Source organism: Kineococcus sp. AC630 (assembly GCF_979255925.1).
In genome coordinates this window covers 56,692-78,539 of the sequence record NZ_CEEDMJ010000010.1, presented here as the reverse complement: position 1 = coordinate 78,539, position 21,848 = coordinate 56,692, and the positions used below count along the sequence as shown (strand labels likewise).

Genomic DNA, 21,848 nt, shown 5'->3' with positions numbered 1-21,848 from the left:
GCATGACGAAGATCTTCGGGGACCCGTCCTCGTTCGTCGACGATTCCGTTGCCGGGTTCGTGGACCTCTACTCCCACTTCGTGCAGCCGGTGCCGCACGGGGTGATCCGCTCCACCGCCACCCCCGACGGGAAGGTCGCCGTCATCGCCGGCGGCGGGTCCGGGCACTACCCGGCCTTCGCCGGCTACGTCGGGCCGGGCCTGGCCGACGCCGCCGTGTGCGGCAACGTCTTCGCCTCCCCCTCCACCCGCTGGGTCTACGACGTGGCCAAGGCCGCGAACCGCGGCGGCGGGGTCCTGCTGGGCTTCGGCAACTACGCCGGTGACATCCTCAACTTCGGCCTCGCCGCGGAACGCCTGCGCGCCGAGGGCATCCCCGCGGAACTGCTCGTCGTGACCGACGACGTCGCCTCCGAGGGCCAGGGCGCCAACGGGGAACGCCGGGGCATCGCCGGGGACGTCGTCGCCTTCAAGATCGCCGGTGCCGCCGCGGAGGCCGGTTACGACTTCGAGGACGTCGTGCGGGTCTCCCGTCACGTCAACGACGTCACCCGCTCGATGGGCATCGCCTTCGCCGGCTGCACCCTCCCCGGTGAGACCGAGCCGTTGTTCACCGTCACCCCGGGGAACATGGCCATCGGGCTCGGCATCCACGGTGAGCCGGGGATCTCCGAGGAGCCCATCGGCACCCCGGAGGAGATCGCGACCCTGCTCGTGGAGAAGGTCCTCGCCGGCAAGCCCGACGACGCGCCGGACTCCGGGCGGATCGCGGTGCTGGTCAACGGCCTCGGCTCCACCAAGTACGAGGAGCTGTTCCTGCTCTACGTGCCCATCGCGAAGCAGCTGCGGGCCGCGGGTTACGAGATCGTCGCCCCCCAGGTCGGGGAACTCGTCACCAGCCTGGACATGGCGGGTTGCTCGCTCACGGTGACGTGGCTGGACGAGGAACTCGAGAAGCTGTGGACGGACCCGGCACAGTGCCCGGCGCTCAGCGTCGGCGCGAGCATCGAGACGACCCCGGCCCCGACGTACGTCGTCCCCGAGGACGAGGTCGCCGACTACAGCGGCACTCCCGCGGCGGCTCAGGAGTCGGGGCAGAAGATCGCCGGGCTCATCGAGGCCGTGCGCGAGGTCCTCAAGGACGCGGAAGCGGAACTCGGGCGCATCGACGCCATCGCCGGTGACGGCGACCACGGCACCGGCATGGTCAACGGCTCCGTCGCGGCCGCGCAGGCGGCCCGGACGGCCGCCGACGCGGGGGCCGGTGCCGCATCGACGTTGTCCGCGGCGGGTGCGGCGTGGGCCGACCGCGCCGGCGGCACCTCCGGGGTGATCTGGGGCGTGCTGCTGCACGCGTTCGCCGACAAGCTCGGCGACGAGGGCACGCCGACGCCGGAGCAGGTCTCCGAAGGCGCCACCGCGTCGGTGGAGGCCGTGATGCGCCTCGCCGGTGCCCGCGTCGGCAACAAGACGATGCTCGACTCCCAGGTCCCCTTCGCGGAGACCCTCGCCGAGCGCATCGCCGCCGGCGACGACCTGAAGACGGCCTTCACCACGGCGTCGCAGGCGGCGACGGACGCCGCCGAGGCGACGAAGCAGCTGCGACCGCAGATCGGGCGGGCGCGGCCGTTGGCGGAGCGCTCCATCGGTCACCCCGACGCCGGTGCCGTCTCGCTCGCGCTGGTGACGCGCACCGTCGCCGACAAGCTCTGAGGAAGGAAAGCGCATGACTGATCTGCAGTGGCGTGTGGTGTTGGCCGCCGACGAGGCCGGTGTCTCCTACAAGAACGCCATCAAGGCCGACCTGCTCAAGGACCCCCGGGTCAAGGAGGTCCTCGACGTCGGCGTCGACAGCGACACCGACAAGACCGCCTACCCCCACGTCGCCGTCGCCGCCGCCCGCAAGATCGCCGCAGGCGAAGCCGACCGCGGCATCCTCGTCTGCGGCACCGGCATGGGCGTGGCCATCGCGGCCAACAAGGTCCCCGGCATCCGGGCCTCCGTCGCCCACGACTCCTTCTCGGTGGAGCGTCTGGTGCTCTCCAACAACGCCCAGGTCCTGACCCTGGGTGAGCGGGTCATCGGCAAGGAGCTCGCCCGCCGGCTGGCGAAGGAGTTCCTGGGCTACGTCTTCGACGAGACCTCCGCCTCGGCGGAGAAGGTCGACGCCATCACCGGGTACGAGACCGCGACGGAGGGCGAGGCAGGTACCGTCGGGTCCTGCTGATGCCCACCTAGATCTGGAGCCCGCGCACCATGACGACTCGTCCCCGCCCGCTCGTCGGGGTCAGCCTGAAGATGTACTTCTCCCTGGCCCGCACGCGCAGCTACCTCGCCGACGTCGCGACCCTCGGTCGCGACGTGGCGGGTAGCGGCGTGGACGCGTTCGTCATCCCCGACTTCCTCAACATCACCACCGGCGTCGACCTCCTGCGCGGCACGGGCATCGCCGTGGGCGCCCAGGACGCCTCGTGGGAGGACTTCGGGGCGCTGACCGGCGAGGTGTCGCCGGCGGCGCTGCGCGAGGCCGGGGCCCGGTTCGTCGAGATCGGGCACGCCGAACGCCGCCGCATGTTCGCCGAGGACGACATCGTGACCGCCCGCAAGGCGGCCGCGGCCGCGCGCAACGGGCTGGTCCCGCTGATCTGCATCGGCGAGAACGTGCGCATCGACGTCCCCGACGCCGCCCGCACCACGATCAGCCAGGTGCTGGCCGCGCTCGAGGACGTGCCCTCCGAGGCCGAGGTCGTCATCGGCTACGAACCGAACTGGGCCATCGGGCAGACCGAACCGGCCCCGCCGGAGCACGTCGTCGGGGTCACCACCCGCTTGCGCGACGCCCTCGCGCACCGTCGTGGGGTCACCCGCATCCTCTACGGCGGCAGCGCCGGCCCGGGCATGTTCACCGACGTCGCCGAGGGCGTGGACGGCCTGTTCCTGGGCCGCTTCGCCCACGACGTCGCCAACTTCCGGCTCGTGATCCAGGAGATCGCGGACCACCCGCTCAACGCACACCACACCGACACGGCCGACGAGCCGGCCGACCGCGCCTGAGGCGCGGGAGGTCCGGTTCACCGTCGAACCAGCCACCACCACACCAGGAGACCTCCCATGCCTCTCGCACCCCGCACCGACAAGATCACCAAGGTCGCCCAGATCGGCACCGGCTACATGGGCGGCGGCATCGCCCAGTCGCTCGCGCTGGCCGGCAACGACGTGTGGCTCGCCGACGCCGACAAGGAGTCGACGCAGCGCAACTACGAGCGCCTCCTGAAGGAGTCGGAGCTCTTCGAGGCCCAGGGACTGTTCCCCGCGGGCAGCACCGACACCCTCAAGGAGAAGTTCCACCCCGCGGACTCCATCGAGGAGGCCGTCGCCGACGTCCACTTCGTCGAGGAAGCCGTCTTCGAGGACCCGCAGGTCAAGAAGGACGTCCTCTCCCGCGTGGAGAAGGCCGTCACCCCCGGCACCATCATCGGCACCAACACCTCGACCATCCCGGTGAAGGTCCTGGCCGAGGCGTTCGAGGACGCGTCGATGTTCCTCACCGTGCACTTCTCCAACCCGGCGCCGTTCATCCCGGGTGTCGAGCTCGTGATGGGTGAGGCGACCAACCCGGCCGTCCTGCCGCTCATCGAGGACCTGCTCACCCGCGCCGGCCGCCGTGGCGCGCAGGTGAAGGACGTCCCCGGTTTCGTCCTGAACCGCCTGCAGTACGTGCTGCTGAAGGAAGCCATGTCGGTCGTCGAGGAGGGTGTCGCCACCCCCGCCGACGTCGACACGATCGTCTCCACGACCTTCGGCTTCCGGCTGCCGTTCTTCGGGCCGTTCGCGATCGCCGACATGGCCGGGCTCGACGTCTACGCCAAGGGTTTCAAGGTCCTCGAGGGCCACTTCGGCGAGCGTCTCTCCGCGCCGGCGAACCTCACCGCGCTCGTCGACGCCGGCAAGTACGGCACGAAGACCGGTTCCGGGTTCCTCGAGCTCGAGCCGGAGAAGCTGGCCGCGCTGATCGACTACCGCAACAAGGCCTACCAGAAGATGGGCGAGCTCCTGGCCGAGCTCGGCCCCTCGCCGCTGGCGGAATGAGTTCCTGACCGCCGCGAACTCGCCCAGGACTTCCCGGGCGGGTTCGACGGCACCTGCGAGACCTGAGTGGGGCGTGGACCTTCCGTGTCCACGCCCCACTCGTCCTCGGCGTCCTGGTCATCGCCCAGGTGCCCTGACCCACCCTCCTCAGCCGGCAAAACCCGAGAAGACGGGACGCACCACGACCCGCATCGGCGGCCCGGCGAGCAGCTCGATGACCTCGTCGTGGTTGGCGTCGATGACGGGGTCGGAGAAGTGGCGCTCGAAGGACGCGTCGTCCGCGTAGAACTCGAACGCCCACAGGGTGTCGGGGTCGTCCTCGGCGCGGCACAGGACCCAGTCGGTGGGACCGTCGGGGTCACCGGTGTGGTGCAGGCTGTTGGTCAGTTCGAACAGCCTGCACCACACCCGGGCTTGGCGGTGAACTTCAGGACGGTCCCCGGTTGACGTGCGTCGAGCATGTGGTGCCTCCTGGTGTGGAACGACGCAGCGGCGCATCGCCTGTCCACGGCCCGCATCGTGAACGCGGCGATCGAGGTCCTGGACGCGGGGGGCGTGGAGGCGTTGACGTTCCGGTCCCTGGCCGCACACCTCTCGACCGGCGCCGGGGCGATCCACCACCACGGGCACCGGGGCGAGACAGGGCGTCCGGACGCTGGTGCTGGGAGTCTTCGACGCCATCGGTGCTCACCCCTGGCTGGGGACGCAGCTGACCGCCGCTCCGTGGCAGCCCGCCGTCCTGCGCCTGTTCGACCGCATCGGGACGGAACTCGACGCGCTGGGGGTGCCCGAGCCCTTCCAGTTCGACGCCGCCTCGCTGCTCGTGCACCACGTCCTCGGTGTCGCGAGTCAGCACGACGCCGGGACAAGACTCCCCGGCGCTCAGCCCGGACGGCGGTTCGACCGGTCGACGTTCCTGAGCGGCGCGACGTCGGCGCTCACCGACGAGGTCGACGCCGCGGGCCTGCCCTTCCTGACCCGCGTCGCCGATCGGTTGCGCAACCACGACGACCGCGAGCAGTTCCGTGCCGGCGTGGAGATCATCCTCGACGGCCTGTCGCTCCTGCCGACGGACACCTGAACCCCGGCCTCTCGTCGGCCGCAGGTCAGTCGAGACAGAACTCGTTCCCCTCGGGGTCGGCGAGCACCAGGTGGCCGGCTCCGAGGGGTGGGGCGGGTTCGAGACGGGCGACCCGGTGCGCGCCGAGGCCGACGAGGCGGTCGGCCTCGCGCTCCAACGCCGCCATCCGTTCCGGTCCGGTGAGTCCGGGAGCGGCACGGACGTCCAGGTGCAGCCGGTTCTTGACCCGCTTCTCCTCGGGAACCCGCTGGAAGAACACCCGCGGTCCGGATCCGGACGGGTCCACGACGGCCGAGGCGCCGTTGCGCTGCCCCTCGGGCACCTGCCAGGCGTCGAGCGCCGCGGCCCAGGTGTCGAACCCCGGCGGCGGTCCCTGGACCCGGTAGCCGAGGGCTTCCGCCCAGAACCCGGCGAGGCGGGCCGGATCGGCGCAGTCGATCGCGATCTGCAGTTCCCGCGCCACGTCAGGCCTCCCTCGTGCGGAACAGGTCGCGCAGCAGCGACACCTCGGCCAGGTGGTGGATGAGTTCACGGTGGATGTGCAGCACCAGGGCCGCCCTCGGGGCGTCGGCGTACCCCTCTTCCGCGGGTCCGCAGGGTTCGAGCAGACCGTCCTCGCCCCACGACTCCACCCCGGCGAGCCAGGTCGCGTACTCGGTGTCGAGCTGGCGCAGGGCGGTCGCGGCGTCCGGGGCGTAGTCGAAGGTGAAGTAGTCGGTGGCCGCCCGGCCGAAGTGCGCGGCGTTCCTGAGGGCGAGGCAGCCGACGATCACGTGCCCGAGCCGCCAGGCGATCGTCGTCAGGGGCGGGGGACTCGGTTCGGGGTACGCGAAGTCGATCGTCATCACCCCCGAGCCACCCTGCACGGGTGCGGTGCTGCTCCCCCGGGGACGGACGTTCCAGCTGCCGGGGGACGGTTCCCAGAAGTACTCCTCGTCGGTGAGCCCGTCGAGTCCCCTCCGCACCTGGTGCTCCCAGTGCCGGTTCATCTGCTCCCGCAGGAGTCGGTTCCAGCTCTCAACGCTCATGGGACCACCGTGACCCCGATCGCGGACAGCTTTCGTCCGCGATCGGTGCCAGGATCGTGGGGTGGGCGGGGAAGGGACCACCGAGCGCGTGCTCCGGATGCTGGGCCTGCTCCAACGACGAAGGTCCTGGACGGCCGCCGAGCTGGCCGCTGAGCTCAGGGTGACCGAACGCTCGATCCGTCGCGACGCCGAGCGGCTGCGTTCGCTGGGCTACCCCGTGCGCGCGACCTCCGGCGTGGGGGGCGGGTACCGCCTCGGTGCCGGCGCCCGGATGCCGCCGTTGCTCCTCGACGACGAGGAGGCGATCGCCACCGCCGTCTCGTTGCGCCTGGCCAGCGGGGGGACCGTCAGCGGGGCGGCCGAGGCGGCCCTGCGGGCGCTGGCCAAGCTCGACCAGGTCATGCCACCCCGGCTGCGCGAGCAGGTCCGCGCCGTGCACACCGCCACCGACACCCTGGTGGCCGACGGGGTGACGATCGACGCGGACGTCCTCGTCACCTTCGCCCGCGCCTGCCGCGACCTGCTCCGGGTCCGTTTCCACTACCCCGCCCGCGAAGGGGGCGAGAGCGAGCGGACGGTGGAACCCGTGCGGATGGTCACGACCGGTCGGCGCTGGTACCTCATGGCCTTCGACGTCGACCGCGACGACTGGCGCACGTTCCGGCTGGACCGCATGCGCGACGTCCGCGCGACGACGTGGCGGTTCCGAGCGCGGGAGCACCCGGACCCGGTGGAGCACGTCCAGCGTTCCGTCACCACGGTCCCCTACCGGTGGCTCGTCCGGGTCCGCCTGCACGCCCCGGCCCGGACGGTCCGCGAACTCGTCCCCCCGACGATCGGCCTCGTGCACGACGAGGGGACCCACTGCGTCCTCGAGGTCGGCGGCGACGACCTCGACTGGATCGCCGCCCACATCGCCCGGCTCGGGATCCCCGCCGAGGTCCTGGAACCGCCGGAACTGCGGGAGGCCGCGACCCGGCTGGCCCGCACCCTGCGGGAACTAGGCGGCGCGGGGACGGGGTAGGACTTCCCGCAGGCCTAAGTCAGCGCGGGGCTCGACTCAGGCGCGGTCGTGGAGGGTGATCTGGTAGCCGTCGGGGTCGGCGAAGGTGAACGTGCGCCCGAAGGGCCCGTCGACCGGCGCCGAGACGATGCGGTGGCCGCCGGCGACGAGGGCGTCGTGGATGTCCTGGACGTCGTCGGCGTGCAACCAGATCGCCGCCCCGACGCCCGGCTGCGCGACGGCGTCGAGGTCGGTGCCCGGCACGACGTCGCGCAGGGCGAAGGCGATGGGCGCGGTCTCGAAGACCACGGCGTGCGGGGGACCGGCCGGGGAGCGGAGGAGACCGAGGTAGTGCTCGTAGAACTCCCGGGAGGCGGTGAGGTCGCTCGCCTGCAGCGAGATGAAGTCGGGTCCGGTGACCGGCACGAGGGTGTCCCTTCCGTCTGTGTCAGATGCCTGACACGCAGACCGTATGTCAGGAAGCTGACACAGGTCAAGACCCACCCCCGCGCGTGGGACCGGTAGCGTGGTGGCTGTGAACCCCTACGTGACCTTCGCGATCCTCCGGGTCGGGTTCCTCGTCCTCCCCCTGGCCGTCCTGACCCTCCTCGGGGTCCGGCCACCGCTCTCGATCGCCGTCGCCCTGGTCCTCTCCGTCGTCCTGTCCGCGGTGTTCCTGCGCGACCAGCGCCGCCGGATCGCCGACCGGATCGCCGCACGGGCGCAACGCCGCACCCGCTGACGTGACCCGCGACACGACCCCTGACGTCGTGGTCGTCGGCGCCGGTCCGACCGGGACGTTCCTCGCCTGCGAACTCCGACTGCAGGGCGTCGACGTCCTCGTCCTGGAACGCGACCCCGACCCCTCCGACCGCGTCCGCGGCCTCGGACTGCACGTGCGCAGCGTCGAGATCCTCGACAGCCGCGACCTCCTCGACCGCTTCACCCCGCACGGGAGGACGTTCACCCCCGCGGGCTACGTCGCCGGCATCGACCGTCCCTGGCCGGCGCTCGCCACCAGCCACAACTCCATCCTCGGGGTCCCGCAGACCACGACGGAACGCCTGCTCACCGAACGCGCCCTCGAACTGGGCGTCACCTTCCGCCGGGGCACCGGACTGAGCGGCCTCACCCAGGACGACGACGGGGTCACCGTCGAACTCACCGACGGGAAGCGGCTCCGCACCCGCTACCTCGTCGGATGCGACGGCGGCCGCAGCACCGTCCGGAAACTCCTCCGGACCGCCTTCACCGGTGAACCCGCCCGGCACGAGACGCTCATCGCCGAGGTCCGCCTCAGTGCACCCGAGGACGAGGTGACCGCCGTCGTCACCGCCGTGCGCGAGCGGCTCCGAGGTTTCGGCGCGGGCCCGCTCGGCGACGGGTTCCACCGCGTCGTCGTCCCCGCCGCCGGCGTCACCCCGGGCCACGAGGACCCCACCCTCGACGAACTCCGCAGCCGGCTCCGCCACCACGCCGGCACCGACTTCGGCGCCCACGACCCGCGCTGGCTCTCCCGCTTCACCGACGCCACCCGCCAGGCCGAGCAGTACCGCACCGGGCGGGTCCTCCTCGCCGGCGACGCCGCCCACGTCCACCCGCCCACCGGCGGACAAGGCCTCAACCTCGGCCTGCAGGACGCGTTCAACCTCGGCTGGAAACTCGCCGCCGAGGTCGCCGGCCGCGCCCCCGCAGGGTTGCTGGACACCTACCACGCCGAACGTCACCCCGTCGGCGCCGACGTCCTCGACCTCGTCACCGCCCTCTCCGAACTCGGCCGCGACGATCCCGGCCCCCGCGCCACGAAACGTCTCCTCGCCGGGCTCATGGACCTCGAGACCGTGAACCGCGCCCTGGTCGAACGCATCACCGGCCTCGCGATCCGCTACGACCTCGGCGGCCACCACGACCTCGTCGGCCGCCGGCTCCGCGACGTCCACCAGCCCACCGGCCAGTGGCTCCTCACCCACCGCGGCACGTTCCCGCTCGACCCCCGGACGCCCTCCGTGGAGGTCCACGTCGACACCCACCTCAGCGTCCCCGCCGCCCTCGTCCGCCCCGACGGCCACGTCGCCTGGGTCGGCGACGACACCGGGGACCCCCACGACCTGCACGAACACCTCCCCCGCTGGTTCGGCCCGCTAGGCTGACCCGTCGTGGCAGAACAGGTCTCCTTCCTCAGCACCACCGGCCAGAAGCTCGCCGGCCTGCTCGACCTGCCCGAGGGACAGGTCCGCGGGTGGGGGATCTTCGCCCACGGGTTCACCCTCGGCAAGGACTCCCCCGCCGCGTCCCGCATCTGCAAGGGCCTCGCCGCCGAGGGCATCGGCATGCTCCGCTTCGACAACCTCGGCCTCGGCGACTCCGAAGGCGACTGGGGCGACGGGTCCTTCACCCACAAGGTCTCCGACACCGTCCTCGCCGCCGGGTTCATGGCCGAACGCGGAACCCCCGCCGCCCTCCTCGTCGGACACTCCTTCGGCGGTGCCGCCGTCATCGCCGCCGCGAACCGCATCCCCGACCTGCAGGCCGTCGCGAGCATCGCCTCGCCCTCCGAACCCCGCCACGTCGAACACAACTACGACGCCCTCGTCGAACGCGTCATGTCCGAAGGTCACGCCGAGTGGATGGTCGGAGGCCGCGCCCTCACCCTCAAACGCGCCTTCATCGAGGACGTCCGCACCGCGGACCTCAAGCAGCAGATCCACCGGCTCTCGGTCCCGCTGCTCGTGATGCACTCCCCCACCGACGACACCGTCAGCATCGACAACGCCAGCGAGATCTTCAAGGCCGCCAAGCACCCCCGGAGCTTCATCTCCCTCGAAGGCTCCGACCACCTGCTCATCGCCCGCGGCCAGGCCCGCCGCGCCGCGCACATCATCAGCGCCTGGGCCGACCAGTACCTCAAGGACGTCTCCCCGCCCACGAGCGTCTGATCAGGAAGGGACGGGCAGGTCCAGCCCGTCCAGGACCCGCTCCCCCTCGCCGGAGACCCGCAGGACCACCCGCCGCCGGTCCGCCGGATCCAAACCCCGGTACAGCAACCCCAGGTCCACCAACGCGTCGACCGCCCGGCTCGCCGTCGCCGGCGCCATCACGAGAACCTCCACCAGGTCGCTCATCGACGCCCCCGGCCGCTGCGCCACCAGCGCCAGGCACCGCCACCGGTCCACCGTCAGATCACTACCGCGCAACGCCTCGGCCAGGAGGTTCTGCAACAGCGCCGCCGCCCGCAACCGGTCGAGCAACTCGACCGCCGGACTCGTCGGGACCGCAACCACCACCCGACCTCCTCGCTCGTGGGATCGTGGCCAGCATGCCAGACAGCTACCGCGTCGCGCTGGCCGTCCCCCGCCGCGGACCCGCCGGCATGTTCGGGCTGTCCTGCCGCGTCGCCGCCCACCTCGCCACCGAGGAGGTCAACGCCCACGGCGGCATCGGCGGCCGCCCCCTGGAACTCCTCGACGTCGACGCCGGACTCGATCCCGACCAGGTCGCCGACACCCTCGACCTCGCCGTCACCCGCGGCCACGTCGACGCCGTCGCCGGCTGGCACCTCTCCAGCGTCCGCGAAGCCGTCGCCCCGGCGCTCGCCGGCCGGGTCCCCTACGTCTACGCCACCGCCTACGAGGGCGGCGAGGCCCGTGACGGGGTGCTGTGCACGGGAGAGCTCCCCGGGGAGCAGGTGGTCGCGGCACTCGGGTTCCTGCGCGAGGAGTTCGGCTGGCGGCGCTGGCTCGTCGTCGGCGACGACTACGTCTGGCCGCGGGCCACGGCCGCGCGGGTGGCGCGGACGCTGGCCGGGTCCGGGATCCACCTGCGGGGTCAGCACTGGCTACCGCTCGGTTGCGACGACGACGAGGTGTGGTCCGTACTGCTGAACACGCTGCAGCGCAGCGCGTCCCGGGTCGACGGAGTGGTCATGCTGCTCGTGGGTGCGGACGGCGCCCGGTTCAACCGCGAGTTCCACGCCGCGGACCTGGACGGGGACCTGGTCCGGTTCAGCCCCTTCATGGACGAGACGATGCTGCTGGCCAGCGGGCCCGGGACGACCCGGGGGCTGTTCGCGTCCGCCGGCTGGTTCGCCGGTCTCGGCACCGCGGCCGCCCTGGACTTCAGCGCGGGTTTCGCCCGCACCTTCGACCGGGTCGCGGGCACCTCCCCGGGGCTGGCGGTGCCGTCGCCCGGGACGATGGCCGAGAGCACCTACCTGGCCCTGAAACTACTGGCCGACGTGGGGCACCGCGCGCCACCCGGTGCGGACGACCTGGACCGCGCCCGGTCGCGGTGGGCCTGGGAGACCCCGCACGGGACGGTGGAGATGCGCCGGGGCCGCGCGGGGCACCGCGTGCACGTCGCCGCGGCGGTGGGACTGGAGTTCGAGGTGCTGGCCGAGGTGTCCGGTCCTTCCTCGCCGCCGCTCTGAGGTGTTTCCGGCGTGTTTCGGCAGCTTTTCCAGCAGATCAACTTTCGCGATTCCTTGCGCTGCAACACGATCGGGAACACCAGTTCGTTGACCGCCGAACGGGTGACGCCCTAGCGTCAGAACGCTTCCAGTTGGAAGCGATCCGACGTCGCCGGAGGCCCGGGATGACCCAAGACACCACGAGCGCGCACCACGTCAGCGCCGCCACCTCGGAGACCCTCGAGGACTACACGCTGCGGTTCGCCCCCCGCAGCTACCGCCGCTGGACCCCCGCCGTGGTCGCGACCTCAGCCCTCGGCGGCATCGCCTACCTCGCCGACTTCTCCATCGGCGCGAACATCGGCATCGCCCACGGGACCACCAACGCCCTCCTCGGCATCCTCGTCGCCGCCGTCGTCATCTTCGTCAGCGGTTTCCCGCTGGCCTACTACGCGGCGCGGTACAACATCGACCTCGATCTCATCACCCGCGGCTCCGGGTTCGGCTACTACGGTTCCGTCCTCACCAACGTCATCTTCGCGACGTTCACGTTCATCTTCTTCGCCCTCGAGGGATCGATCATGGCCCAGGGCCTCGAACTCGGCCTCGGGATCCCCCGCTGGATCGGGTACGCGATCTCGACGATCCTGGTGATCCCCCTGGTCGTCTTCGGCATGAAGGCCCTGTCGAAGATGCAGGTCTGGACCACGCCGTTCTGGCTCGTCCTCATGGTCATCCCCTTCGTCTACCTCGTCGCCAGCCACCCCGACTCGGTGGACACCTTCTTCGCCTACGACGGCGAGGACGGTTCGGGCGCCTCGATCAGCACCGCCTCCGTCCTGCTCGCGGCCGGGGTCTGCCTCTCGCTGATGGCCCAGATCGCCGAACAGATCGACTACCTGCGGTTCATGCCGCCGCGCACCGCGCAGAACCGGCGGAAGTGGTGGACCGCGGTGGTCCTCGCCGGCCCCGGCTGGGTCGTCTTCGGCGCGCTCAAGCAGGCCGTCGGACTGTTCCTCGCCGTCTACCTCATCGCCTCCCTCGACCCCCAGGCCGCGGCCACCGCGAACGAACCCGTGCACCAGTTCCTCGGCGTCTACGAGGAGATGATGCCGGGTTGGCTGGCCATGACCCTCGCCGTCATCCTCGTCGTCATCAGCCAGATCAAGATCAACGTGACGAACGCCTACTCGGGTTCGCTGGCCTGGACGAACTCCTTCACCCGGGTCACCAAGCGCTACCCCGGCCGGATCGTCTTCGTCGTCGTCAACCTGGTCATCGCGCTGACGCTGATGGAGTCGAACATGTTCGACTTCCTCAACACCATCCTGGGTTTCTACGCCAACTGCGCCATGGCCTGGGTCGTGACCGTCGCCACCGACATCGTCGTGAACAAGGGCATCCTCAAGATCTCCCCAACCGTCGCGGAGTTCCGCCGTGGGATGCTCTACCCGGTGAACCCCGTCGGGTTCGTCTCGGTCCTACTCTCGGCGGGGCTGTCCATCGTCGTGTTCTTCGGCGGGTTCGGCGCCGGTCTGCAGCCCTACTCCCCCGTCGTCGCCATCGTCCTCGCGGTGCTCTGCCCGCCGGTCCTGGCGCTGGCCACGAAGGGGAAGTACTACCTGCGCCGCAGCGACGACGGCATCGCGCTGCCGATGTACGACGAGGACGGCAACCCCTCCGGCGCCGTCCTCACCTGCCACGTCTGCCGCCAGGACTACGAACGTCCCGACGTCACCGCCTGCCTCACCCACGACGACGTCGTCTGCTCGCTCTGCCTCAGCACCGACAAGGTGTCCGACCACGTCCTGCCCGCCACCGGGGGTACGGTCCACCCGTGAACCTCAGCCCGGCCGACACCGAGAAGCTCCTCCTGGCGGTCGCGGGCATGGTCGCCCGCGACCGCCTCGAGCGGGGAGTCCTCCTCAACCACCCCGAGGCCGTCGCCCTGCTCTCCACGTGGGTGCTGGAACGGGCCCGCGAAGGCGCCCTCGTCGCCGACCTCATGGAGTCCGGTCGTCACGTCCTGCGTGCCGACCAGGTCATGACCGGGGTCCCCGAGATGCTCCACGACGTGCAGGTCGAGGCGACGTTCCCGGACGGACGCAAACTCGTGACCCTGCACCACCCCGTCCAGGGCGGTGCCCCCACCGAAGGTCCCGGCGCGGTCCGGGTCCGTCCGGGCACGATCGTCCTCAACGGCGACCGCACCCCCGGGGAACGCCTCGAACTGCTCGTCGAGAACACCGGCGACCGCCCGGTCCAGATCGGTTCGCACCTGCACCTCCCCGACGCCAACCCGGCGCTCCGCTTCGACCGCGCCGCCGCCGCGGGTTTCCGGCTCGACGTCCCCTCCGGCACCTCGCTCCGCTTCGAACCCGGCGTCTCCCGCCTGGTCCAGGCCGTCGCCCTGCGCGGGAACCGCCTCGTCCCCGGCCTGCAGATCAAGGAGTCCTCGCGTGGTTGAGATCGACCGCAGCGCCTACGCCGCGCTGTACGGCCCCACCACCGGCGACCAGGTCCGCCTCGGTGACACCGACCTCTGGATCGAGATCGAGCAGGACCTCACCGCCGGCGGTGAGGAAGCCGTCTTCGGCGGCGGCAAGTCGATCCGCGAGTCCATGGCCCAGGGCACCACGACCCGGGCCGCCGGCGCCCCCGACACCGTCATCACCAACGCCGTCGTCCTCGACCACAGCGGGATCTACCGCGCCGACGTCGGCGTCCGCGACGGCCGGATCTCCGCGATCGGCCGGGCCGGGAACCCCGACATCGCCGACGGGGTCCACCCCGACCTCCACATCGGTCCCTCCACCGACGTCATCTCCGGTGAGGGACGCATCCTCACCGCCGGTGGCATCGACACCCACGTGCACCTCATCTCCCCCTCCCAGGTCCACGAGGCCCTGGCCGCGGGGCTGACCACCCTCGCCGGCGGGGGTACCGGCCCCAGCGAGGGGACGAAGGCGACGACGGTCACCCCCGGGTCGTGGCACCTCGCCCAGGCCCACCGGGCGCTGGACGCGCTACCGGTGAACGTGCTGCTGCTGGGCAAGGGCAACACGGTGTCCGCCGAGGGCCTCGCCGAGCAGGCCCTCGCCGGCGCGGCCGGTTACAAGGTCCACGAGGACTGGGGGTCGACCCCCGCCGCGATCGACGCCGCCCTGCGCGCCGCCGACGAGTTCGGCCTGCAGGTCGCCCTGCACTCCGACTCCCTCAACGAGGCCGGCTACGTCGACTCCACGATCGGCGCCATCGCCGGCCGCTCCATCCACGCGTTCCACACCGAGGGCGCCGGCGGCGGCCACGCGCCGGACATCATCACGATCGCCGGCCTCCCGCACGTCATCCCGGGTTCCACGAACCCGACGCTGCCGCACACGGTGAACACGGTCCCCGAGCACCTCGACATGCTGCTGGTCTGCCACCACCTGAACCCGGCCGTCCCCGAGGACCTCGCCTTCGCCGAGTCCCGGATCCGGGCCACGACGATCGCGGCCGAGGACGTCCTGCACGACCTCGGAGCCCTCTCCATCACCAGTTCCGACGCCCAGGCGATGGGCCGCATCGGCGAGGTCATCACCCGGACCTGGCAGGTCGCGCACGTCATGAAGCTCCGGTTCGGCGGCATGGACGCGCGAGCCGACAACGAACGCGCCCGCCGCTACGTCGCCAAGTACACGATCAACCCCGCCATCGCCCACGGCATCGACCACCTCGTGGGATCCGTCGAGGTCGGGAAGCTGGCCGACCTCGTCCTGTGGGACCCCGCCTTCTTCGGCATCCGGCCCTCGGTGGTGCTCAAGGGCGGAGCACTGGTGCTCGGCGCCCTGGGAGATCCGAACGCCTCCATCCCCACCCCCCAACCCGTCCTGCTGCGCCCCGCGCTGATGCACGCCAACGGCGCGGACGTCTCGGTCAGCTTCGTGTCCCCGGCCGCCCTGGCCGACGGCCTCGAAGGCCGTCTCGGGCTGCGGCGCAGGCTCGAGCCCGTGCGCGACACCCGCGGCGTCGGGAAGGCGCAGATGGTCCACAACGACGCACTGCCCCGCATCGAGGTCGACCCGGAGACCTTCGCCATCACCATCGACGGCGACCTCGTGGAACCCTCCCCGGCCACCGAACTCCCGCTCGCTCAGCGGTACCAGCTGTTCTGATGGCGGACTCCCCGGACCTCCTGCTCACCCTGCTCGCCGACGCACGCCTGCCCGTCGGCGGGCACACCCAGTCCGCCGGCCTGGAACCCGCCGTGACCCACGGCGGGGCCACGGCGGCGGACGTCCCGGAGTTCCTCCGCGGACGGCTCACGACCGTCGTCGCCGTCGAGGCCGGGACCGCCGTCGTCGCCCGCCACCACGTCCTCGCCGATCTCGACCTCCAGGAAGTCGAAGACGCCTGGGCGGCCAGAACGCCCAGCGGCCCGCTGCGGACGGTCTCGCGCACCCTCGGGCGCGGCTACCTGCGCCTCGCCGGACGCACCTGGCCCGACCCGGTCTGGGCGCACCTCGGTCGCACCCCACCCCGCCCCCTCGTCCTCGGCGCACTGGCCGCCGTCGCCGGACTGGACGCAGCACGACTCGTCCGCCTCTGCGGGCACGAGGACATCGCCACCGTCACCGCCGCCGCCCTGAAGCTCGACCCGTGCGACCCCCTCGAGACCACCGGGTGGGCGCTCGCCGCCCACCCCCTCGTCGAGGACCTCGTCGAGCGCTGCGCCCGGCTCACCGAACCGTCCGCGATCCCCGCCGGATCGGCCCCGCTGCTCGAACAGTTCTCCCTCCTGCACGACCGGACGAAACAGAGGTTGTTCCATGCCTGAGCACCACCACCACGCGAACCGCTCCTTCCGCCTCGGCGTCGCCGGGCCGGTGGGGACCGGCAAGAGTTCCCTCATCGCCCTGCTCTGCCGGGAACTGCGCGACACCTACCGCCTGGGCGTCATCACCAACGACATCTACACCGACGAGGACGCCCGGTTCCTGCGTTCCGCCGGCGTGCTGGAACCCGAACGCATCCGCGCGGTCGAGACCGGGGCCTGCCCGCACACCGCCATCCGCGACGACGTCACGGCCAACCTGCTGGCCGTGGAGGACCTCGAGCACGACTTCGACCCCCTCGACGTCGTCCTCGTCGAATCCGGTGGCGACAATCTCACCGCCACCTTCTCCCCCGCCCTCGTCGACGCGCAGATCTTCGTCCTCGACGTCGCCGGCGGCGGTGACGTCGCCCGCAAGGGTGGCCCGGGGATCGCCCGCGCGGACCTGCTGGTGGTGAACAAGACCGACCTCGCACCGCACGTCGGGGTCGACGTCGCCCGGATGCAGGCGGACGCGACCCACGCCCGCGACGGCCGCCCCGTCATCGCCCTGTCCCGCACCGACGCGGCGTCCGTCACCGAACTCACGGACTGGCTGCACGGCGTCGTCGCGCGCTTCCGCTCCGGAACGCACTCCCCCGTCGACCCGGGCCCGATGGCCCCGCACTTCCACCGGGGGGACGACGGCGCGATCACCGCCCACACCCACGCGTGACCAGGATCCACCTGCACCGCAACGGTTCCCTCGACCTCGTCACCGGGGCGTTCGCACCGAAGCTCCTCACCCGTTGCGTCGCGTCCGCGCGCGTGGCCCTCGTCGGGGCCCGAGCGCTGCTCCTCGCCGGCGACGACGTGCGCATCGACGTGAGCGTCTCCGAGGGCTGCACGCTGGAACTCGTCGAGGTGGCGGGCACCGTCGCCTACGACGGCCGGGGTGGACCCGCCTCGACGTGGACCACCACCGTGGACGTCGCACCCGGCGCGAGGTTGTCCTGGGCCGGAGAACCGTTCGTCGTCGCCGACGGGGCCGAGGTCACCCGCTCCCTCGACGTGTCGCTGGGTCCCGGGGCCGTCGCCGAACTGCGGGAGACGTTCGTGCTGGGCCGCACCGGCGAACGCGGCGGTTCACTGCGCTCCACCACCCACGTCGACCTGGCCGGGAAACCCCTGCTCGTGGAGGACCTCGACCTGACCGTCGACGCCGTCCGGCGCTCGCCCGCCGTCCTCGGCACCGCTCGGTGCCTCGACACCCTCAGCCGGTTCGGCGAGCGGTTCGAGCACCCCGACGCCCTGCAACTGCAGGGACCCGGAACCCTGCTGCGCTGGCTCGGCACGGACCAGCACCGCTCCCCGGTGCCTCCCCGTGTGGGCGGTCTCCCCGGGCGGATCTGAGGTTCAGGGGACGTCCCGTCCCGCCAGGACGATTTCCAGAGCCTCGACGGGTTCGGCGGGCACGTGCAACGACAGGCCGAACTCCTCCCCACCCTCGCGCCGTGACCAGCCGATCCGGGTGTGACCCGCGTCCCGGTGCTGGACACCGACCCGGGTCCCCCGCACCGTGACGCCGGTGCATCCGCCGGCTGCCTGCGTGAACGAGGTCGTCCGCTTCCGGTGGTCCGGCCGCGGCCGGGGGACGGGTGACCAGTGCACCAGGCCCGTCACCCAGCTCTCGACCTGCGCGTCGTCGAGCGACACCTCCGCCAGATCGGTTCCCGGTGGGACCCAGAGCAACGAGACGTCCACCTGCACCGGTTCGCCGTTGGGCAGCAGACTGCCTCGAATCGGCAACGCACCACCGGGGCCGTCCCACGGAAGCCGGTGGGTGACGCACACCAGTTCGTGCCCTTGCTCTTCCAGTGAGGTCAGCGTCGGCAGCGGGAACCCGAGCCACGACTCCACCTCGCCCCGGGGATGGCGGACCATGGTCGCCTCCACGCTGTCCTGGCCCCCGCCCCCTCCGCCACGGGAGCGGTAGCCGCGGTGGTGGCTCTCGGGCGGCAGCGCACAGAGCACCCGGCGCAGGTGGTCGCTGAGCGGGAGGTCCGCGACCGGGTAGGGGTTCGCGAGGGCGGCGCGCAGGAGGTCTGCTTCCGCGTCGGCCGCCGGGTACAGGGACAGCCGTCCCTGGCGCCACGGACCGGACGGCTCGTCCGAACCGACCCAGCGCTGCACCTCGGCCTCAGCGTCGCTCCAGTCGTAGAGCGGGCCCACCCAGCGCATCGACCCCCGTGAGGACGGGCGGCCGTCCTCACGCACCGCTCGGAACTGGTGGACGTGCGCCTGCGTGGCCGCGCTGATCGCGGCGAGCAGCACGGCCGTCATCGGCCGGTCCAGCCCGGACAGGTCGCTGCGCAGGTCGACCGCGACGGCCCCCGCGAGGCCGGCGGCCAGCCGGAGCACGGGGACGTCGCGACGGGGCTGGTCGGGATCCGGCTCGACGGCGTAGGGGTCGTCGTCGAGGTGCAGGTCGAGGCTGCGCGAGGCGAGGGCACCACCGTGCTCCGCGGCGGCCAGCGCCTCCGTCCACGCGATCGTGGCGCGCGGGCGGGCGTCGGGGTCGTCGGGGTGCGGTGGGCCGATCTCGATGAACCCGGCCGTGTCCAGGGCGGACAACCAGTTCCCGGTGCGGTGCAACAAGGTGACGGCCGCGGGCGGACCACTCAGCTCACCGAACGCGTGCTCGAGGGTTCGGGCGAGTTCGTCGGGGCCGAATTCGTGTCCGCCGACCGGCAAGGTACCTCCACTCCGCGACGCCGCAGCCCGTCGTCGGGCTCTGCCCCAGGCTACGACGGCCACCCGGGTCCGGGCCTCGTTCTCCGTCCGGGCGCCGCGCCGAACCCGAACCGGCTCGCGACACGGGTCACGAGGTCGTCGAGAGACGCCGATCCGTCGACGACCCACCCGGCCTCCCCGGTCTCGCCCGCCAAGCGGTCGGTGAACCGGGCGTCCCGCTCGAGGAGGTTGGCCAGGGCCCGCCCCGGGTCACCGGTCCGGTCGGCGATGTCCAGCGTGGAACCCCGGTCCGCGAAGGCCCGCACCCGGAACTCGCGGGTCGGCAGCAGCCACACCGCCTGCTCCGGGCGGGACAGCAGCGGGGCCACGAGCCGGGGCAGCAGCCGGAACCCTTCGACGACCACGGGCCGGTGCGGCGGGAGGCCCAGGAGGTCCTCGACGACGAGTTCGAAACCCTCCCCGGCGAACCAGTGGAAGGTCTCCAGCATCTCGGCCGGAGTCCGCGCCACCCACCGCTCGTCCATCGACATCGCCGCGAAGGCGTGCAGCCGCGGAGCGGACGCCGGGGACAGCCGGCGGGTGTGCCGGGTCATCGCGTCGTCGGTGGAGAACACCTCGACGGCGAAGCGCGCCGCCAGTGCGCGGGCCACGGTGGACTTCGCACCGCCGGACCCGCCGCCGATCCACCGGACGTGCCGCAGCCGTTCGCGCAGGTCGTCGGCCACCCGCGCGACGCTACCGCCGACGTTCCCAGCCTGCCCCGGCCCCGGGGTGAACCGAACGGGGCGTGACACCGTGTCCCCTCCGAGCGGACCGATCGGGCCCGCCGGACCGACGGAGGATCCTCGTGGACGACGCCCGACTGCCCCAGCCCGTGACTCCCGGGCTCCTGTCCCGGCGCAAGGCGCTCGCCGTGGGCGGTGGCGCCCTCGGTGTCGGGTCCCTGCTGGCGGCCTGCGGCAGCGACGACGACGCCGGAACCACCCCCGCGACCACCGACAGCAGCAGCTCGTCCACCAGCTCCTCCGGCAGCGCCACCTCCAGCGGGGACGGGGCGCTGACCACGGTGTCCGCGGTGCCCGTGGGCTCGGCCCTCCTGGTCACGGCGGCCGGCGGCGCACCGGTCGTCGTCGCCCAGCCGACCGCAGGCGAGATCGTCGCCTTCAGCGGACTCTGCACCCACCAGGGCTGCGCGGTGGCCGTGATGAAGAAGGAGCTCGACTGCCCCTGCCACGGGTCGAAGTTCGACGCCCTCACCGGCGCCGTCCTGAACGGGCCCGCGACGGATCCCCTGACCCCGTTCAAGGTCACCGTCGACGGCGATTCGGTCGTCGCGGCGACCTGACCTCGCTGGTCGGGGTACCAGGGTGCGGTTCCGGTGTCGCGGCGGGAGGTCGACGGGGAGGATCGTCCTGCCGCTGGCGGGCATCGGTCTGCTGTTCAACGTCCTGGTCACGACCGACGTGCTCCCCCGACTTCCACGCTGGTTTCGAGTGCGGTGTCAACGGCGCGACGTACGCCGGCGGCACGTGCTCCTGAGTCGGGCCAGGGCTGTCGGTCCGGCCGAACAACAGCCCCCGCTGCATAGGTTGTTGTTCGGCGGCGCAGCCGCCATGACCATTTCGATGGCGCATTGACTCCAATAACTGAACTTTCAACGCTATTGTGGAGACATGACCGACGAGATGCCGGAACTCGCTGCCGCGGGCCTGCCGCCGTTGCCCGTCCCCGGCGCGTTCGACGCCGAGACCCTGGGCCTCTGGTTCACCCTGCTGGACCCGGTCCGTCGGGCGGTGCGCGCGCCCGGGACCTGGAACGCCTACGCCGTGGACCTCGCGCACTTCGCCGAGTGGTGCACCCGCACCGAGCGGCAGCCGTTGCCGGCCGAGCCGGAGACGGTCGCCACCTACCTCGCCGACCACGTCGAGACGCTGTCCATCTCGACGCTGCGCCGTCGCCTCGCCGCGATCGCCGTCGCGCACGGGATCATCGGGGTCCCCTCCCCCACCGACGGCGAGCACGTCTCGCTGGTCTGGCGCGGGTTGCGCCGGGTGCACGAACCGCAGCGCAAGCCCCGGAAGGTCGACGCCGTCGAGATCCGCGAGCTCGCGGTCCTCGTCGCCCCGCTGCAGGACACGGTGATGGACCACCGCGACCGGGCACTGCTGGTCATGGGGTTCGCCGGGGCGCTACGGCGTTCCGAACTCAGCGCGCTCGACGTGTCCGACGTCGTCGTCGAACCCGGACGCCTCCTCGTCACGATCCGCGAGGCGGGGTCCCGGGCCGAACGGACCGTGGAGCTCCCCCGCGGTCACCGACTCGAGACCTGCCCTGTCCGCTCCTGGAAGGCCTGGGTCACCGTCGCGCGGCTCACCGAGGGGGCCGCGTTCCGCCGGATGACCAAGGGCGGTCGCTCCCTGCGGCCCGAACGCCTCGGCGACCGCGGGGTCGCGGAAGTGGTGAAGCGCCGGACCCTCGACGTCGGGCTGGACCCGACGCTCTTCTCGGGTCACAGCCTGCGGGCCGGGTTCGTCACGGCGGCGTCGCGCGCCGGTGTCCCGTCGGTGTCGATCGCCCGCCAGACCGGTCACCGGTCGGCGGCGGCCCTCGCCGCGTGCGTCCGGGAGGACCGCCCGTTCCCGCGCAACCCCGCGGCGCACGTGGGGTTGTGACGACGGGGACCACCGCCGAACG

Annotated in this window: 25 protein-coding genes; 18 read left to right on the top strand and 7 right to left on the bottom strand. The window is 72.1% G+C overall.

What is annotated here, in order from left to right:
• The first annotated feature begins 2 nt into the window (after nucleotides 1-2).
• Genes AC0I8G_RS12220 through AC0I8G_RS12205 form a run of 4 tightly spaced genes read left to right on the top strand, consistent with a single transcriptional unit; the run spans nucleotide 3 to nucleotide 4,088 of the window.
• Nucleotides 3-1,712: a dihydroxyacetone kinase family protein gene (locus tag AC0I8G_RS12220; RefSeq protein ID WP_471730157.1), complete on the top strand. Its 1,710-nt coding sequence runs from the start codon at nucleotides 3-5 to the stop codon at nucleotides 1,710-1,712.
• Nucleotides 1,713-1,725: 13 nt separating this feature from the next.
• Nucleotides 1,726-2,226: a ribose-5-phosphate isomerase gene (locus AC0I8G_RS12215; RefSeq protein WP_471730156.1), complete on the top strand. Its 501-nt coding sequence runs from the start codon at nucleotides 1,726-1,728 to the stop codon at nucleotides 2,224-2,226.
• Nucleotides 2,227-2,255: 29 nt separating this feature from the next.
• A complete protein-coding gene (locus tag AC0I8G_RS12210; RefSeq protein WP_471730155.1) occupies nucleotides 2,256-3,053 on the top strand; it encodes a triose-phosphate isomerase family protein in 798 nt (265 codons plus the stop codon).
• 57 nt (nucleotides 3,054-3,110) lie between these two features.
• A complete protein-coding gene (locus AC0I8G_RS12205) occupies nucleotides 3,111-4,088 on the top strand; it encodes a 3-hydroxyacyl-CoA dehydrogenase family protein (RefSeq protein WP_380262684.1) in 978 nt (325 codons plus the stop codon).
• Between the two features lie 147 nt (nucleotides 4,089-4,235).
• Here the strand turns inward: AC0I8G_RS12205 and AC0I8G_RS12200 are convergent, their stop codons facing one another.
• Nucleotides 4,236-4,496, bottom strand: a complete 261-nt coding sequence (locus AC0I8G_RS12200) for a putative quinol monooxygenase (protein WP_471730154.1) — start codon at nucleotides 4,494-4,496, stop codon at nucleotides 4,236-4,238.
• A gap of 250 nt (nucleotides 4,497-4,746) precedes the next feature.
• Between AC0I8G_RS12200 and AC0I8G_RS12195 the strand changes: the two genes are divergently transcribed.
• The gene (locus AC0I8G_RS12195) at nucleotides 4,747-5,169 is read left to right on the top strand and encodes a TetR/AcrR family transcriptional regulator C-terminal domain-containing protein (RefSeq protein WP_471730153.1); all 423 of its coding nucleotides are present in this window, start codon (nucleotides 4,747-4,749) and stop codon (nucleotides 5,167-5,169) included.
• 25 nt (nucleotides 5,170-5,194) lie between these two features.
• Here the strand turns inward: AC0I8G_RS12195 and AC0I8G_RS12190 are convergent, their stop codons facing one another.
• Together AC0I8G_RS12190 and AC0I8G_RS12185 are read right to left on the bottom strand one after the other, a co-directional pair.
• Nucleotides 5,195-5,632: a VOC family protein gene (locus AC0I8G_RS12190; protein WP_471730152.1), complete on the bottom strand. Its 438-nt coding sequence runs from the start codon at nucleotides 5,630-5,632 to the stop codon at nucleotides 5,195-5,197.
• 1 nt (nucleotide 5,633) lies between these two features.
• Nucleotides 5,634-6,197 carry a DinB family protein gene (locus AC0I8G_RS12185; protein ID WP_471730151.1) on the bottom strand — a complete coding sequence of 188 codons (564 nt, stop codon included), beginning with the start codon at nucleotides 6,195-6,197 and terminating at the stop codon, nucleotides 5,634-5,636.
• A 97-nt stretch (nucleotides 6,198-6,294) separates the two neighbouring features.
• On the opposite strand from AC0I8G_RS12185, the gene AC0I8G_RS12180 reads away from it, so the two are divergent.
• On the top strand, nucleotides 6,295-7,221 hold the full coding sequence (locus AC0I8G_RS12180; RefSeq protein ID WP_471730269.1) for a helix-turn-helix transcriptional regulator: 927 nt from the start codon (nucleotides 6,295-6,297) through the stop codon (nucleotides 7,219-7,221).
• A gap of 36 nt (nucleotides 7,222-7,257) precedes the next feature.
• Here AC0I8G_RS12180 and AC0I8G_RS12175 read toward each other — a convergent pair whose 3' ends face one another.
• Entirely contained in the window at nucleotides 7,258-7,626 is a 369-nt protein-coding gene (locus tag AC0I8G_RS12175; protein WP_471730150.1) for a VOC family protein, read from the bottom strand.
• Between the two features lie 109 nt (nucleotides 7,627-7,735).
• On the opposite strand from AC0I8G_RS12175, the gene AC0I8G_RS12170 reads away from it, so the two are divergent.
• Genes AC0I8G_RS12170 through AC0I8G_RS12160 form a run of 3 tightly spaced genes read left to right on the top strand, consistent with a single transcriptional unit; the run spans nucleotide 7,736 to nucleotide 10,136 of the window.
• The gene (locus AC0I8G_RS12170) at nucleotides 7,736-7,942 is read left to right on the top strand and encodes a DUF4229 domain-containing protein (protein WP_471730149.1); all 207 of its coding nucleotides are present in this window, start codon (nucleotides 7,736-7,738) and stop codon (nucleotides 7,940-7,942) included.
• A 1-nt stretch (nucleotide 7,943) separates the two neighbouring features.
• Nucleotides 7,944-9,350: an FAD-dependent monooxygenase gene (locus AC0I8G_RS12165; RefSeq protein WP_471730148.1), complete on the top strand. Its 1,407-nt coding sequence runs from the start codon at nucleotides 7,944-7,946 to the stop codon at nucleotides 9,348-9,350.
• Nucleotides 9,351-9,356: 6 nt separating this feature from the next.
• Nucleotides 9,357-10,136, top strand: coding sequence for an alpha/beta hydrolase family protein (locus AC0I8G_RS12160; protein WP_471730147.1), 780 nt, complete (start codon nucleotides 9,357-9,359; stop codon nucleotides 10,134-10,136).
• Here AC0I8G_RS12160 and AC0I8G_RS12155 read toward each other — a convergent pair whose 3' ends face one another.
• Nucleotides 10,137-10,484: a MarR family winged helix-turn-helix transcriptional regulator gene (locus AC0I8G_RS12155; RefSeq protein WP_328291632.1), complete on the bottom strand. Its 348-nt coding sequence runs from the start codon at nucleotides 10,482-10,484 to the stop codon at nucleotides 10,137-10,139.
• 32 nt (nucleotides 10,485-10,516) lie between these two features.
• Between AC0I8G_RS12155 and AC0I8G_RS12150 the strand changes: the two genes are divergently transcribed.
• From AC0I8G_RS12150 to AC0I8G_RS12120, 7 genes are all read left to right on the top strand, one after another.
• Nucleotides 10,517-11,626 carry a substrate-binding domain-containing protein gene (locus AC0I8G_RS12150; protein ID WP_471730146.1) on the top strand — a complete coding sequence of 370 codons (1,110 nt, stop codon included), beginning with the start codon at nucleotides 10,517-10,519 and terminating at the stop codon, nucleotides 11,624-11,626.
• 164 nt (nucleotides 11,627-11,790) lie between these two features.
• Nucleotides 11,791-13,446, top strand: coding sequence for a purine-cytosine permease family protein (locus tag AC0I8G_RS12145; RefSeq protein WP_471730145.1), 1,656 nt, complete (start codon nucleotides 11,791-11,793; stop codon nucleotides 13,444-13,446).
• Nucleotides 13,443-14,072, top strand: a complete 630-nt coding sequence (locus AC0I8G_RS12140; protein WP_380161860.1) for an urease subunit gamma — start codon at nucleotides 13,443-13,445, stop codon at nucleotides 14,070-14,072. The genes AC0I8G_RS12145 and AC0I8G_RS12140 overlap by 4 nt, the downstream gene beginning before the upstream one ends.
• Entirely contained in the window at nucleotides 14,065-15,762 is a 1,698-nt protein-coding gene (locus AC0I8G_RS12135) for an urease subunit alpha (protein WP_471730144.1), read from the top strand. Before AC0I8G_RS12140 ends, AC0I8G_RS12135 begins: the two co-directional genes overlap by 8 nt.
• Nucleotides 15,762-16,424 carry an urease accessory protein UreF gene (locus tag AC0I8G_RS12130; RefSeq protein ID WP_471730143.1) on the top strand — a complete coding sequence of 221 codons (663 nt, stop codon included), beginning with the start codon at nucleotides 15,762-15,764 and terminating at the stop codon, nucleotides 16,422-16,424. The genes AC0I8G_RS12135 and AC0I8G_RS12130 overlap by 1 nt, the downstream gene beginning before the upstream one ends.
• Nucleotides 16,417-17,136 carry an urease accessory protein UreG gene (ureG, locus tag AC0I8G_RS12125; protein WP_471730142.1) on the top strand — a complete coding sequence of 240 codons (720 nt, stop codon included), beginning with the start codon at nucleotides 16,417-16,419 and terminating at the stop codon, nucleotides 17,134-17,136. The genes AC0I8G_RS12130 and ureG overlap by 8 nt, the downstream gene beginning before the upstream one ends.
• Nucleotides 17,133-17,813, top strand: a complete 681-nt coding sequence (locus AC0I8G_RS12120) for an urease accessory protein UreD (protein WP_471730141.1) — start codon at nucleotides 17,133-17,135, stop codon at nucleotides 17,811-17,813. The genes ureG and AC0I8G_RS12120 overlap by 4 nt, the downstream gene beginning before the upstream one ends.
• 3 nt (nucleotides 17,814-17,816) lie before the next feature.
• On the opposite strand, the gene AC0I8G_RS12115 is transcribed toward AC0I8G_RS12120, so the two are convergent.
• Both AC0I8G_RS12115 and AC0I8G_RS12110 read right to left on the bottom strand, forming a co-directional pair.
• Nucleotides 17,817-19,154 carry a hypothetical protein gene (locus tag AC0I8G_RS12115; RefSeq protein WP_471730140.1) on the bottom strand — a complete coding sequence of 446 codons (1,338 nt, stop codon included), beginning with the start codon at nucleotides 19,152-19,154 and terminating at the stop codon, nucleotides 17,817-17,819.
• Nucleotides 19,155-19,204: 50 nt separating this feature from the next.
• On the bottom strand, nucleotides 19,205-19,879 hold the full coding sequence (locus AC0I8G_RS12110) for a hypothetical protein (RefSeq protein WP_471730139.1): 675 nt from the start codon (nucleotides 19,877-19,879) through the stop codon (nucleotides 19,205-19,207).
• A 122-nt stretch (nucleotides 19,880-20,001) separates the two neighbouring features.
• On the opposite strand from AC0I8G_RS12110, the gene AC0I8G_RS12105 reads away from it, so the two are divergent.
• Together AC0I8G_RS12105 and AC0I8G_RS12100 are read left to right on the top strand one after the other, a co-directional pair.
• The gene (locus tag AC0I8G_RS12105) at nucleotides 20,002-20,499 is read left to right on the top strand and encodes a QcrA and Rieske domain-containing protein (RefSeq protein WP_380262668.1); all 498 of its coding nucleotides are present in this window, start codon (nucleotides 20,002-20,004) and stop codon (nucleotides 20,497-20,499) included.
• A 328-nt stretch (nucleotides 20,500-20,827) separates the two neighbouring features.
• Nucleotides 20,828-21,826 carry a tyrosine-type recombinase/integrase gene (locus AC0I8G_RS12100; RefSeq protein ID WP_471730138.1) on the top strand — a complete coding sequence of 333 codons (999 nt, stop codon included), beginning with the start codon at nucleotides 20,828-20,830 and terminating at the stop codon, nucleotides 21,824-21,826.
• Nucleotides 21,827-21,848: the final 22 nt, after the last annotated feature.